Here is a 14,700-nt window from a genome sequence, read left to right on the forward strand (position 1 = left end):
ATAGTCATAATTACGCTTGATTTTAAGATACACCTCAAACGAAAGGCCTGTCAACGTTTAGCATTTCTGAGAAATTCACCTTCTCTTCCTAGAAAATAAACGTTGACACTAAATGATGCTTTTTCTACACTTAGTTGTGTACAATATGTGACCAAAGGAGGATTCAACATGGAAATGAACGTCGAAACGAATTCCTCTCCTACGGCGCCAAAGCCAAGTAAGCAAACAGGCTGGCGCATTTGGTGGAGTTTACTACGTCCCCATACATTAACAGCAGCTTTCGTTCCTGTTTTCATCGGAACAGCCTATGCGATGCAGGTCGGAGGTATAAATCAAATACATCTCCCTCTTTTTCTTATGATGCTTCTCGCTTGTCTTCTCATTCAAGCAGCAACAAACATGTTTAATGAATACTTTGATTATAAAAGAGGACTCGATCATGAAGGATCAGTTGGTATCGGCGGCGCTATCGTTCGCGATGGCATTCAGCCGAAAACGGTGCTTAACTTAGCATTTGGATTTTTTGGGATCGCAATACTATTAGGTGTTTATATTTGTATGAATTCTAGCTGGTGGCTTGCTGCAATCGGTCTTGTTTGTATGGCCGTTGCCTACCTTTATACAGGCGGCCCACTTCCAATTGCCTATACACCATTTGGAGAGTTAACAGCCGGATTATTTATGGGTGTTATTATTATTGGGATTTCATTCTTTATTCAAACTGGAACTGTAACATCAGAAGTCATTTTATTATCTATTCCAAGCTCCATTTTAATTGGTGCCATTTTACTAGCTAATAACATTCGTGACTTAGATGGCGATAAAGAAAACGGTCGTAAAACGTTAGCAATTCTCGTTGGACGTGAAAGAGCCGTTGGTGTACTCGCTTCTATGTTCATCGTTTCTTATATTTGGACAATCGCTCTAATTATCGTGAACATCGTATCACCGTGGATGCTTATCGTATTTTTAAGTGCACCGAAAGCATTTAAAGCGACGAAAGGCTTTGTTGGTAAAAGCATTCCAATGGAAATGGTACCTGCGATGATTGCAACAGCGAAAACAAATACAATCTTCGGTCTCCTCATGGGAATCGGATTATTGCTTGGATATTTCCTCTAAAAGGAGCTGCTTATGCAGCTCTTTTTTCATATACCAATTTTAGCTCATAATTCCTCCTCTCGACGCTCATACTATGTAAAGAAACTGAATTGTAGGAAGGTGGACGACTATGTTAACTCCACAACAAATAAATCAATTTAAATCTATTTTAGAAAAACAACAGCAAGAAGTTGAACAAACAATACAAACTCATGAGAATACAGATCGTGCTTCTGAACGCGATTCTGTTGGAGAATTATCTAGCTATGACAATCATCCAGGTGATATGGCTACAGAATTGTACGAACGTGAGAAAGATTTCGGGCTCATCGAATTTTGGCATAAGCAGCTAGAAGATACGAAACATGCCCTGCAAAAAATTGAAGCAGGTACGTATGGAATTTGCGAAGTATCTGGCGAAGAAATTCCATTTGAAAGATTAGAGGCAATGCCAACCGCTACAACATGTATTCAGCACACTACAAATAAATTAAATATGAACACGCGACCAGTTGAAGAAGAGGTGTTGGCTCCTTCTTTTCACAAGCACGACGAAGATCATTCTGTAGAATACGATGCTGAAGATGCATGGCAAGATGTCGCAAATTACGGGACATCAGAAACACCGTCCGATTTAGAAAGACAGGATTCAAAAAACTATAATGGCATGTACGTAAATAGCGAGGAAAATGTAGGCTACGTAGAGGACTTCGAAAACTTTATCGGTACAGATATGTATGGAAAAAATCCGCAAGTTTTCGCTACGGAAGAGCATGAAGAATATGAACAAATGCTTGATGACTTTGAAGAGCGTACCTTTAAGGGCGAATTATCTTCAAATGAATCTAGTTCCAAAGAATAAAAAAAAGCATTCCGAAAATCGGAATGCTTTTTATCGCTAGCTAATTAGTTTTTTGTAACGTTAGCTGCTTGTGGTCCGCGGTTTCCTTCAACGATTTCGAAAGAAACTTCTTGACCTTCTTCTAAAGTTTTGAAGCCGTCGCCTTGGATAGCTGAGAAATGTACGAATACGTCTTCTCCGCCTTCAACTTCGATGAAGCCAAAACCTTTTTCGCCGTTAAACCATTTAACTTTACCTGTTTGCATGTCATGTACCTCCTAAATAAAAATGAAACTATGAATCCACATGAAAAGGTGGATATAAAGGACATGAATGTATAACAAGCTTACAGCCTTTAATACAACGTGCTTTATTTCCGTACCACATTATGTAGCTCAATAGTTCTTTCACTATATCATGCTATGTCAAAAACGTCAAATGAGAACACTTTCAATCCATCGTTTTTTATAATCCTAGTATAACCTTAAATTTTCATTCTATTTTTATTCAAAAATTAACAAATCTACAGTATTCTAATTCCTTTGATTTCTGTACAATATAATTACTACATATGATGAGGTGAAAAAATGCAAGCACATGAAATCGAGTATAAATTATATGGCGATGATATGCAGTTTGTTGAAATTGAATTAGATCCAGAAGAAAGCGTTATCGCAGAGGCTGGCGCAATGATGATGATGGAAGATCATATCGAAATGGAAACCATTTTCGGTGATGGTTCTGGCCCATCTAGTGGTCTATTCGGTAAATTAATGGGCGCTGGTAAGCGTCTTGTTACAGGTGAAAGTATGTTTATGACTGTCTTTACAAATACAGGTCATGGCAAGCGCCACGTATCATTCGCCGCTCCTTATCCAGGAAAAATCATCCCTGTTGATTTAACACAATATCAAGGGAAAGTCGTTTGTCAAAAAGACGCGTTTCTTTGTGCAGCAAAAGGCGTTTCTATCGGAATTGAGTTCACGAAAAAAATTGGAACTGGTTTCTTCGGTGGTGAAGGTTTCATCATGCAGAAACTTGAAGGTGATGGACTCGCTTTCATGCATGCAGGAGGAACTGTATATAAGCGTGAATTAAAACCTGGTGAAAGACTTCGCATCGATACAGGTTGTCTCGTTGCCATGACAAAAGACGTTAACTACGATATCGAGTTCGTTGGAAAAGTAAAAACAGCTCTATTTGGCGGCGAAGGTTTATTCTTCGCAACGTTAGAAGGTCCTGGAACGGTTTGGATTCAGTCCTTAACACTTAGCCGTTTAGCAGCACGCCTTACAAGCCCAGCAGCTCAAAACAGCGGTGAAGGCAGCGTTTTAGGCGGACTTGGACGTTTATTAGATGGAAAAGAGTAAACAGTGCCCTTATGGGGTGCTGTTTTATTTTGGCATGTTTCGTCCATAAGTCGCTATAATTTTATCCACTAATTTAAATACGCGATACAAACTATTTGCCGCATCCAAAAGAATGAATCAAGTCCCTCACTGCATATATTGAACTATACCTTTTCTTAAGGAGGGCTTCCTTAATGCGTACTCCTTTATCCTTCGATAAAGATACTGCCATATTGTTAGCTTCTTGTTGTGAGTTAACGTATGAACAATATAAACAAAATGGGATTTTCGAAATACCGGATGGTTTTCAATATGTACAAGGCTTTCAAGGAAAAACCATTCAAACGACAGAATGGTTCGGATTCATACTAGAGTCTGAGGATACGATTATTGTAGCTTTTCGCGGGACACAAACAGATACAGACTGGATTATCGATTCACTCGTTAACCAAAAACCATACCCATATGCTTTAAACAGCGGGAATGTCCATAACGGCTTTCTTTCCATTTATGAATCTTGCCGAGATTCTATTATGGATATGCTCGTATCACTACCAGCCCATAAAAAACTTCTTGCAACAGGTCATAGCTTAGGCGGCGCACTCGCCACACTACATATACTCGATGCGCGTATCAACACCGCCTTCGCACAGTACGGTCTTTATACATTTGCCTCTCCCAAAGTGGGCGATATTGCATTTCGTAATTATTATAAACTACAAGTAGCTAGTAGCTTTCGCTTCGTTAATCTATTTGATGTCGTTCCTCTTCTCCCTCCGCGCAATGTCCATTTTAATGACCAAGACTGGGAATATGCACACGTTCATCACAACATGACTTTTACAAAAAATACAAAATCTATTACAAATAATCATGCCATGACAACATACAAAACATGTCTGACTTCTCATTTTTAACCAGGTAGAGGGTGTTGCAAAACTAAAATAAATATGCAATGTTATGAATCAGAAAAACTAGCTGAACATGTAATAAATAGCGATTTTGACCATACCAACGTGGCTGTTCCAGCCCTTTATCTTTGAGATGACCAAACTGTTGTTCAATTTTCCCACGCTCTTTCATCAACTGTTTGCCAAAGATGGTTTGTGCAAAATGAGATAATACACGGCGATGTGTACTTTTGCTTTGTTCGCCATTACGTGGGTTAATTGGATTCACCGCAAAAATATCACATGTTTTTGCAATTTCATAAATGCGCTGACTATCATAAGCAGCATCTGCAATGGAAAATAACACATTTTGATTTTGTATATCTTGAAGCAATACAGGAGCCATTTTGCTATCATGTACGTTCGCTGTTGTAAATGCATACGACAATACAACACCTTCTGGTGTAGAACAGACATGAGCTTTATATCCCTTATACCAACCATAACGAGTAGATTTCCCCCATTTTGCTTGGGAATCATATAAACTACTCCGTAAGGCAGTGCTATCAATTAAAACACACGGAATTAATCCTAAATTCATTTCTTCAAGAGTTTGTTTATGAATCAACGGAATACCTTCATTGCGAAACCAAGTTCCTACACGTGAGAAAGTGGATATATGAGGAACAAAGGAAAGACCACAAGATACACGAAATGAAGGATATTGATGCAAAAAGCGAGTTAACTTACGTAATGAATTGATTTGGAATACCGTTTTCACAAAAAAACATTTGAGTAAAGCTTTTCTACAGATAGGTGGGCGGCCTGTAATAGGCGGAACGCCTCCAATGGTTAAACTGTCTACGTAGGCAAATAAAATGTGTAAAATGGATTGATTGTGATCAAAATTGGTTATCATACTAGTAAATCCGTCCTTTCTGGAGATAGTTTAGGGTACTATCATTCTTCCAGGAAAACGGATTTTTTTATGCATTTATTTTTGAATATTTATGAGTTTTGCAACACCCTCCAGGTAATGATTGGAAACCCTATATCCTTATACTATAATAATATATGAAGTTATTTTTGGATGAGGGGACCTTACATGCTAAAATTTATCTTTGCACTTTTTCTAATTGTAATTTTTACGTTTACAGGTTTCTTTACATTTTCATACTTTGCGACGGGAGAATATGGTGGAACAGGTATCATATATACCGCTATCCCATTTCTTTCTTAAGCAAAAAAAGAAAACCGAGCTTAATGAGATTAAGCTCGGTTTTTCAAGTGATTATATTCCTCTTTTAAAAGTGAATACACTTTAGCGTCCCTATACGTATTATTCATTTTTACACTTTATCTCCATGAATAAAAGTCCCTTCAAAAGGGACTTTCACTTAATACTGTGTAACCGCATTACCAATACTCCAAATCTCATTACTATACTGTAAAATCGTTCGATCACTCGCAAAATGACCAGACTGTGCAATATTTAAAATCGACATTTCTAGCCACTTCGTTCGGTTTTCATACGCTCTACCAACAGCTTCTTGCCTTTCCGCATATGGACCAAAATCTCGCAGAACGAAGTATTCATCATTTTGAATTACGAGAGAATCATAAATCGCTTCAAATTCAGCTCCCGAATGTGCAAAGAAACCATTCGTTAACTGATCTACTACTTTTTTAATATGCATATTGTGGTGATAATAATCACTTGCACGATATCCACCATTTTGATAGTAATGAAGAACCTCTTCCGCTGTTAGGCCAAAAATGAAACAGTTATCATCACCGACCCGGTCTTTTATTTCAACATTAGCTCCGTCTAACGTTCCGAGTGTAATCGCACCATTCATCATAAATTTCATATTCCCTGTTCCTGATGCTTCTTTACTCGCAGTTGAAATTTGCTCACTCACATCCGCAGCTGGGAATATATCTTCCGCTAAAGACACTCGATAGTTTTCTAGAAAGATAACTTTCATATATTGACTCACATACGGATCATTATTCACTTTCCTTGCGAGTTCATTGATTAATTTAATAATTTTTTTCGCATAGTAATAGCCAGGTGATGCTTTCGCTCCAAAGATAAACGTACGCGGATAAAATGTAAAACTAGCATCCTCTTTCAAACGGTTATACAAATATAAAATATGAAGAACGTTTAATAGTTGTCGTTTGTAAGCATGTAGTCTTTTTACTTGCACATCAAAAATAGAATTAGGATCAATTGTAATCCCCATTTTATTATAAATACGCTCCGCTAAAATCTCTTTACGCTCTTGTTTTACCTCTGCAAATTTCTCTTGGAAACTCGCATCGTATTGAACTGTTTGCAGCGCTTGAAGCTTAATCGGTTCTTTCTTCCACTCTGTTCCAATCGCCTCTGAAATAAGGTTCGTCAGCTGTGGATTCGCCTTCATTAACCAACGCCTATGAGCGATTCCATTCGTTTTATTATTAAACTTATCTGGATAAAACTCATAAAACAATCTCATTTCACGTTGCTTTAAAATTTCCGTATGAATTTTTGCTACACCATTTACGCTATGGCTACCGACAATTGCTAAATGAGCCATTTTCACAAGATCATGCGCAATAATCGCCATCTCTTCAATACGATGCCATTCATATGGATAACGTTCCCAAAGTTCATGACAGAAACGTTCATTAATCTCTTCAATAATCATATAAATTCTCGGTAATAACGGTTTAAAAATGTGAATTGGCCACTTCTCAAGCGCTTCTGATAACGTCGTATGATTCGTATAAGAAATCGTTTGCGATGTTATGTGCCAAGCTTCTTCCCATGCTAGTTTTTCTTCATCTAATAAAATACGCATTAGTTCTGGAATCGCCAAAACTGGATGTGTATCATTAATATGAATCGCAATTTTCTCATGTAATTGACGAAGGTCACCATATCTTTCTCTATGCATACGAACGATATTTTGCAAGCTTGCTGATACGAGGAAATATTGTTGCTTCAAACGAAGTATTTTCCCCTCATCATGCGTATCATCTGGATATAAAAACTCCGATACCGCCTCTGTTTCACGCTTATATTTCAAAATATCTTTGCAATTTTGTGGGAAAGGAACTGGTTCAGCATTCCAAAGTCTGAGTGTATTTACAGTACTCGTCTCGTAACCTACTACTGGAACGTCATATGGTACTGCCATAATCACTTCTGCATTCGTATGCCTGAACTCTAAACGCCCATCAATGTATAGCGGTTCAACATTGCCGAAATAACTTACTTCTACAGCTTGATCATGCCTTCTTACTTCCCATACGTTTTCATGAAGAAGCCACTGCTCTGGAAATTCAACTTGATAACCATCAACAATTTTTTGATCAAATAAACCGTGTTTGTAACGAATTCCACAGCCATGACCTGGTAAGTTTAAAGATGCAAGTGAATCAAGGAAACAGGCTGCTAATCGTCCAAGTCCACCATTTCCAAGACCTGCATCTGCTTCCACCTCTTCTAACTGTTGTAAAGAAATCCCAAGCTCAGAAAGTCCTTGCTCACATACATCCCTGATGCCTAAATTTAATATGTTACTTCCAAGCAAACGCCCAAGTAAAAACTCAATGGATAAGTAATACATTTGCTTTTGCTCTCCAGACCGATAACTTTCGTTCGTTGCAATCCATTGACTATTCATATACTCACGTACCATGTACCCAAGCGTATTGTATTGATCACGAGCTGTAGAGTCTTTAAAACTTTTACCATACATCGTCTCTAACTTTTCTAGAAAAGCTGATTTGAAGCTTTCAACATGAGTAAACATTTCTTCACCACCTACATGTTATTCCATGAGACTTTTATACAATTTCTTATAGGCAAGAGCTGATTTCTCCCAGCTATAATCTTCAGTCATCGCTTGTTTTACAAGCTGCTCCCATACCGGTTTATCATGATAAAATTCAATCGCACGAAGAACCGTGTGCAACATGTCATGCGCATTAAAGTTCGTGAAACTGAAACCATTTCCTTCTCCAGTTTCTTCGTCATAAGATTGTACAGTATCATTTAATCCGCCTGTCTCTCTTACAATCGGAATTGTACCGTACGCTAATGCGATAAGTTGTCCAAGTCCACACGGTTCAAATAGTGATGGCATTAAGAATAAATCACTTCCCGCATACACTTGGTGGGCTAGTTCTTCATTAAATCCGATATACACTTTTACCTTCTCAGGATACTCGTATGCCATCCACTCAAAGAATTGTTCATATTCAGAATCACCTGATCCTAAAATAATACATTGCACATCTTCCTCCATTATTTCGCGGAATACAGTACGTACTAAATCAAGACCTTTTTGCTTCGTTAATCTCGTTACCATCGAAATAATTGGTGTATCTTCTTTTTCTGGCAAACCAAAGTAACGCTGCAAAGCGCGTTTATTTTCATTCTTTTCCTCTAATGACTCTGCATCATACTGAGCAGTAATATACGAATCTGTTTCTGGATTATATACGCTCGTATCAATTCCATTTACGATGCCGCTAAGCTTACCATTATTTTTTCGTAACAACCCATCTAACTTCTCACCGAAAAACTCATATTGAATTTCCTCTTTGTATGTCGGGCTAACCGCTGTAATTTGATCAGAAGCGATAATTCCGCCCTTCATAAAGTTCACATTTCCATAAAACTCTAGCTGCTCACTATGAAAATATTCGTCACCAAGTTCTAACAAGTCGTACATCACTTCAGGAGGAAATACACCTTGGAACTGCAAGTTATGAATCGTATACACCGTTTTAATATGCTCATATAATGGATTATCTTGATACTTTTCACGTAGTAAGAAATTCACCATAGCTGTATGCCAATCGTGGCTATGAAGAACATCCACTTCGAAATCAAGATGCGGAATACACTCTAAAACTGCTTTCGAAAAATAAGAAAAACGCTCTCCGTCATCATAATGACCATATAGAGAATCTCTCTTAAAATAATATTCATTATCTATTAAGTAATACGTAATCCCGTCTTGCTCACCTTTTAAAATTCCGCAATATTGATTTCTCCACCCAAGCGGGACGTTAATTACTTTATGTAACGTACATCCATCCCTTAATTTTTGCGGAATAAGACTATAATTTGGAAGTATAATGCGAACGTCCACGCCTAATTTTTTTAGCTCTTTTGGGAGTGCACCTGCTACATCAGCTAATCCTCCCGATTTAACAAATGGTACACATTCTGATACTGCAAATAAAATATTCACTTGTTGTCCCACTGCACGAAAAGCTTATACGACTTCCCTTGCAGCTTCCTCCCTTCGAGTTTTCATTTGAATGAATGCTTTAATCAGTGGAGGAAAAACCCCCACTGATTCTTTTAAGAATAACTATTAATCGTACTGTTTTGAATGCTTCCTTTTTCTACAACATATGGCTCATCGGCGTTTCCTTTTAGTACTACACCGTCACCAATTTTCACGTCTTTATCAATAATAACACCGTCTATTATACAGTTATCTCCAATTTTGCTCTTTTGCATAATAATGCTATTACGAACAATTGAACCTTTTCCAATTTTAACAGAACGGGAGATAACACTATTTTCTACTTCTCCTTCAATAATACTGCCGTTTGCAATCATTGTATTTTTCACCGCTGCACCCTTCAGGTAACGAGTTGGTGGTTCATCTTTTACTTTCGTAAAGATCGGTGCTTCTTTCTTAAATAATTGCTTCCAAATATCAGGCTGCAAAATTTCTAAGCTATGTTTATAGTAACTTTCAATCGAATCAATAATAGCTACATATCCTGTATGCTCATACGTAGCAATATGCAGTGATTTTCCGCGCTTTTCTCTCACTACATCAAATAAACTGTATTGCTCCACATCTTTATATGTCTCAAATAAATCTAACAATAATTGTTTCTTTAACACGTATGTTTGAAGCGAAACCCCTTCATGGCAAACTTCAGTAATATTAGCTGCCGTATGTATATGTCGCTCTAACACCGCTTGAAAATTTAACGCCGTTACGAGATGGCTATTCGTAATAACAACGTATTCTTCTCTAGCTCTTAAAAAATAATCAATATGTCTTCTAAAATGTGCAAAAGATCCAAATTCATCTTGGTCACATTGGCAATTTGGCGGGAATAAAAACAGTCCGTCTCTTTTTCTATCTAAATCCCACTGTTTTCCTGAACCAACATGGTCCATTAGTGAACGGTTTTTATGACTTGTAAAAACCGCTACACTATGAATATTAGAATTCACCATATTTGAAAGCATGAAATCAATGAGTCGGTAACGGCCCCCAAACGGTAACGCCGCTAATGAACGATGCCCTGTTACTTTCTTTAAGGAAGGAAAACTTCCCGTTGCATTAATAATTCCTAACATTTTTTCTCCCATTCATTTCATCCCCCTTTTCTATTTCCCTTCAGCAATTAGTACTACATCGTCAACATTTTTTTCTGGACGAATAATTGTTCCATCTTCAATAACCATTTCCGATCCAACGATGGCTCTTTCAATTACAACATTTTTACCAATCTTCGCTCCTGGCATAACGACAGAATCAATAACCATACTACCTTCTTCCACCGTCACTCCTTGGAATAATACAGAATGCTTCACGTCCCCTTCAATGACGCATCCTTCGTTAATAAGTGATTCTTCTACTTTTGCCTTTTCTGCAATATATTGAGGTGGCTCATTTGGATTTACAGAATAAATACGCCAATTACGATCGTTTAAATTCAGCGATGTTTCATCGCGAAGTAAATCCATATTCGCTTCCCATAAGCTTTTCACCGTTCCAACATCTTTCCAATATCCTTCAAACGGATACGCCATCAGCTTTTTCCCTTCATCTAATAAAAGCGGAAGTACATCTTTTCCGAAATCATTACTAGATTCAGGATTTCTTGCATCCATCTCTAAATACTCTTTCAAAATTGCCCAGTTAAAAATATAAATTCCCATTGATGCAAGATTACTTCTTGGAAATTGCGGTTTCTCTTCAAATTCAACAATCTCCATCTCTTCGTTCGTATTCATAATACCGAAACGACTCGCTTCATCCCACGGCACTTCAATAACAGAAATCGAAACGTCCGCTTCTTTCTCAATATGGTAATCTAGCATTTTACTGTAATCCATTTTATAAATATGGTCGCCTGATAAAATCAGAACATACTCTGGTTCATACTGACTTAAATAGTTTAAGTTTTGATAAATGGCACTGGCTGTACCTGTGTACCACTTCACACCTGAAGACTCCGCATAAGGAGGTAACACTGTGACTCCACCGCTTACTCGGTCTAAATCCCAAGCATTGCCGATTCCGATATAATTATGAAGTTCGAGTGGTTGATATTGCGTCAAAATCCCAACCGTTTCAATACCAGAATTCGCACAGTTACTTAGCGTAAAATCAATAATGCGATATTTACCACCAAATGGAACAGCTGGCTTGGCTAAATTTTTTGTTAATGCACTTAATCGACTACCTTTTCCCCCTGCTAGTAACATTGCTACGCACTTTTGCTTTTGAGCCATCTTGTTTTTTGCTCCCCTTTCTCGTCTTCACTGGTCGTAATATGGATACGCCAAATGGTGGAATTGTAATTTCTACATGTGCCGCTTGATTATGATACGGTTCTTGAATCGTCTTGAGACGTTTCTTATTCACTTGCCCCGAGCCGCCATATTGCTCAGCGTCACTGTTTAAAATCTCGTTATAATACTCGAAATCTGGCAAACCTACTTTATAGTTTTCATATGTAGCTTTCGTAAAATTACATACGACAACTAACGCATCTTCTTGTTTATCCCCTTGGCGGATAAACGAGAAAATACTTTGCTCATGATTATTAGCATCTATCCACTGAAATCCTTCAGGTGAATGATCAAGCTGCCAAAGTGGTTTGGAGCGCTTATACAATGCTATGAGCTCTTTAAAGTAATCATGCATATAACGATGCATTTCAAAATCATGTAAATTCCAATCTAAATCTTCAAGGTCTTTCCACTCATCAAACTGCCCGAATTCTCCACCCATGAAAAGTAATTTCTTACCTGGGTGAGTAAAGAAATATCCATATAATAAACGAAGTTGAGCAAACTTATCCCAGTAATCTCCTGGCATTTTATTTAATAACGACTTTTTCCCATGAACGACTTCATCATGAGAAAGCGGTAATATGAAATTTTCAGAGTAAGCATATATTAAAGAGAACGTCATTTTCTCATGAATATACTTCCTATACTCAGGCGCACACTCCATATATTTCAGCACATCATTCATCCAGCCCATATTCCATTTGTAATTGAACCCAAGCCCACCTTCATACGTTGGAGCTGTTACAAGTGGCCAAGCTGTTGAATCTTCTGCTGTCATAAGAAAATCTTCATCTTCTGCAAACACCGCTTCATTTAACTCTCGTAAAAATGAAACAGCGTGCTCATTACTTTGCTCTTGTCCTTCTTTATTCCAGTACAACATATTCGCAACTGCATCCACCCTGAAACCGTCAATGTGGAAATACTTCATCCAAAATAACGCATTTGAAATTAAGAAATTACGTACTTCCCTCTTCCCTAAATCAAAATTAACAGTTCCCCATACTAGGTTTTCTTGTACATCTATATCTTTATATTCATACGTCGGTGTCCCATCAAACAAATATAAACCGTGAGCATCTTTACAAAAATGCCCCGGCACCCAATCTAAAATGACACCGATTCCATATTTATGACATTCATCGACAAAATACATCAAATCATATGGCGTTCCGAATCTACTTGTCGCTGCATAATATCCCGTCCCTTGATATCCCCAAGAACGATCATATGGATGCTCAACAAGCGGCATAATTTCGATATGTGTAAATTGATGTTCCACCACATACGGAATGAGCTCCTCGGCCATTTCTCTATAAGAATACAGAGCGCCATCTTCTTTCTTTTTCCAAGAACCGAAATGTAATTCATAAACTGTCATCGCTTCTTTATAAATCGATTTTTTCTTTCTCTTACGAATCCAGTTTTTATCATTCCATTCATATCCCTCTATATCAAAAACTACAGATGCCGTATTTGGTCTTACTTCTGCATATACTGCGTAAGGATCTGCTTTTAAAATAACGTCACCATCCATCGTTTCAATCGCATACTTATAAATCTCATTCTCTTCAATATGCGGTACAAACAAGGACCAAATCCCCTCTTCTGTCACTTGTAGCATCTTATGTTGCTCATAATCCCATTCATTAAAATCTCCAACAACACTCATTGCTTTCGCATGAGGAGCCCATACTGTGAATCGTACACCTCGCATCCCATCTTCCGTCACAATATGTGCCCCAAAGATGTTATAACTGTCATAGTACTTTTCTGTATGAAACTCATCTCGTTTCACTTCTTCACAATTTATTACATCCAATATGTTCACCTCACTAAGATGACAGAAATTTTTTACTCTTTATCATTTCTGCGAAAAACTGAAATATCCTTGTTATTTTTTAAAAAATATTCGTTTTTTCTTTGATTTTACTTAAAATATTCAAATTTACTGTGTAAAATATCGAATTTTGACGAATATTCATTGCAAACGCTTCATTTCCCAATAGTCTTTCATCCTATTATTTATTTCTCAACCTTGATTTCATTAGATTGATCCTATTTTACTCGCTAGTTATCACTCAAAATCGTAACAAAATAATCTGTCATAAAAAAATGTTTCTCAACATTTTTTGTCACAATTTTATTGAAATGGAAAATTTATAAGCATATACTTGTTCTCAATAAAGAACATTGAACTATCGCGAATATAATTCCTACTGAAACACTATGTTTACTCTATCCATACTCCAGGCGAAAGTTTGATAAAAAATTAAATTAGGGGGCTTTCTTATGTCATTAAAACAAAAGGTTGGAATGGGAGTTGTCACAGCTTCACTTGGCTTATCCCTTACATTCGGCGGTGTATTCGCCTATTTCAGTGATTCTGAAACATCGAATAATTCATTTCAAGCGGGAACACTAGACCTTTCTATTAATCCAAGTGTAATCGTTGATGTGAAAGATTTAAAACCTAGTGATTTTATTGAAAAAAATTTCAAGCTTGAAAATAAAGGAACATTGCATATTGCAAAAGTAGCACTTGAAACATCCTATGAAGTTACAGATGTAAAGAAAAATAATGATGGTGAAGATTTAGGCGATCACATCATCGTTAAATTTTTAGTGAATGATGGAAAGCCATCTAATCCAAACGATGATCATGAAATTTTGTGGGAAACAAAATTATCAGAATTAAAAACTATGAAACCTGAGGATGTAGCTACTTCTCTAGAACGTCATAACTTAATAGACGGTATTAAGTCTGGTGAAACAGATTATTTACACGTTCTCTTCTCCTTTGAAGACAACGACCAAGATCAAAATAAATTCCAGGGTGATTCCTTACAACTAAACTGGACATTCCATGCAGAGCAAACACCAGGCGTGGAGAAATAATTTTTA

The 14,700-nt window shown here is 37.2% G+C and carries 13 protein-coding genes; 6 read left to right on the forward strand and 7 right to left on the reverse strand.

The features are described from left to right. The first annotated feature begins 168 nt into the window (after positions 1 to 168). Both QCI41_RS14885 and QCI41_RS14890 read left to right on the forward strand, forming a co-directional pair. Positions 169 to 1,122: a 1,4-dihydroxy-2-naphthoate polyprenyltransferase gene (locus QCI41_RS14885; protein WP_088082644.1), complete on the forward strand. Its 954-nt coding sequence runs from the start codon at positions 169 to 171 to the stop codon at positions 1,120 to 1,122. Positions 1,123 to 1,231: 109 nt separating this feature from the next. Next, complete coding sequence (locus QCI41_RS14890; RefSeq protein WP_000957360.1) at positions 1,232 to 1,963, forward strand: yteA family sporulation protein; 732 nt, start codon at positions 1,232 to 1,234, stop codon at positions 1,961 to 1,963. Positions 1,964 to 2,007: 44 nt separating this feature from the next. Here QCI41_RS14890 and cspD read toward each other — a convergent pair whose 3' ends face one another. After that, positions 2,008 to 2,208, reverse strand: coding sequence for a cold-shock protein CspD (gene cspD, locus QCI41_RS14895; RefSeq protein WP_001193052.1), 201 nt, complete (start codon positions 2,206 to 2,208; stop codon positions 2,008 to 2,010). A gap of 321 nt (positions 2,209 to 2,529) precedes the next feature. Between cspD and QCI41_RS14900 the strand changes: the two genes are divergently transcribed. Together QCI41_RS14900 and QCI41_RS14905 are read left to right on the forward strand one after the other, a co-directional pair. Then, positions 2,530 to 3,312, forward strand: coding sequence for a TIGR00266 family protein (locus QCI41_RS14900; protein WP_001147830.1), 783 nt, complete (start codon positions 2,530 to 2,532; stop codon positions 3,310 to 3,312). A gap of 173 nt (positions 3,313 to 3,485) precedes the next feature. After that, positions 3,486 to 4,208 (forward strand): lipase family protein, encoded by a 723-nt coding sequence (locus QCI41_RS14905; RefSeq protein ID WP_001260119.1) that lies wholly within the window; start codon positions 3,486 to 3,488, stop codon positions 4,206 to 4,208. 22 nt (positions 4,209 to 4,230) lie between these two features. Here the strand turns inward: QCI41_RS14905 and QCI41_RS14910 are convergent, their stop codons facing one another. Continuing rightward, the gene (locus QCI41_RS14910; protein WP_353836336.1) at positions 4,231 to 5,100 is read right to left on the reverse strand and encodes a transposase; all 870 of its coding nucleotides are present in this window, start codon (positions 5,098 to 5,100) and stop codon (positions 4,231 to 4,233) included. Positions 5,101 to 5,286: 186 nt separating this feature from the next. On the opposite strand from QCI41_RS14910, the gene QCI41_RS14915 reads away from it, so the two are divergent. Then, positions 5,287 to 5,421: a hypothetical protein gene (locus QCI41_RS14915; RefSeq protein ID WP_000911073.1), complete on the forward strand. Its 135-nt coding sequence runs from the start codon at positions 5,287 to 5,289 to the stop codon at positions 5,419 to 5,421. A gap of 157 nt (positions 5,422 to 5,578) precedes the next feature. Here QCI41_RS14915 and glgP read toward each other — a convergent pair whose 3' ends face one another. From glgP to glgB, 5 genes are all read right to left on the reverse strand, one after another. After that, positions 5,579 to 7,987 carry a glycogen phosphorylase gene (gene glgP / locus QCI41_RS14920; protein ID WP_088093607.1) on the reverse strand — a complete coding sequence of 803 codons (2,409 nt, stop codon included), beginning with the start codon at positions 7,985 to 7,987 and terminating at the stop codon, positions 5,579 to 5,581. A gap of 18 nt (positions 7,988 to 8,005) precedes the next feature. Beyond that, the gene (gene glgA / locus QCI41_RS14925) at positions 8,006 to 9,436 is read right to left on the reverse strand and encodes a glycogen synthase GlgA (protein WP_002203738.1); all 1,431 of its coding nucleotides are present in this window, start codon (positions 9,434 to 9,436) and stop codon (positions 8,006 to 8,008) included. Between the two features lie 113 nt (positions 9,437 to 9,549). Next, complete coding sequence (gene glgD / locus QCI41_RS14930) at positions 9,550 to 10,584, reverse strand: glucose-1-phosphate adenylyltransferase subunit GlgD (RefSeq protein WP_353837187.1); 1,035 nt, start codon at positions 10,582 to 10,584, stop codon at positions 9,550 to 9,552. Positions 10,585 to 10,602: 18 nt separating this feature from the next. Next, positions 10,603 to 11,733, reverse strand: coding sequence for a glucose-1-phosphate adenylyltransferase (glgC, locus tag QCI41_RS14935; RefSeq protein ID WP_000057613.1), 1,131 nt, complete (start codon positions 11,731 to 11,733; stop codon positions 10,603 to 10,605). Next, positions 11,681 to 13,618: a 1,4-alpha-glucan branching protein GlgB gene (gene glgB, locus QCI41_RS14940; protein WP_353837186.1), complete on the reverse strand. Its 1,938-nt coding sequence runs from the start codon at positions 13,616 to 13,618 to the stop codon at positions 11,681 to 11,683. Before glgB ends, glgC begins: the two co-directional genes overlap by 53 nt. A 470-nt stretch (positions 13,619 to 14,088) precedes the next feature. Between glgB and QCI41_RS14945 the strand changes: the two genes are divergently transcribed. Next, on the forward strand, positions 14,089 to 14,694 hold the full coding sequence (locus QCI41_RS14945) for a TasA family protein (RefSeq protein WP_353837185.1): 606 nt from the start codon (positions 14,089 to 14,091) through the stop codon (positions 14,692 to 14,694). Positions 14,695 to 14,700 lie beyond the last annotated feature (6 nt).

This window comes from Bacillus cereus group sp. MG4, from assembly GCF_040460055.1.
Taxonomy (GTDB): Bacteria; Bacillota; Bacilli; order Bacillales; family Bacillaceae_G; genus Bacillus_A; species Bacillus_A wiedmannii.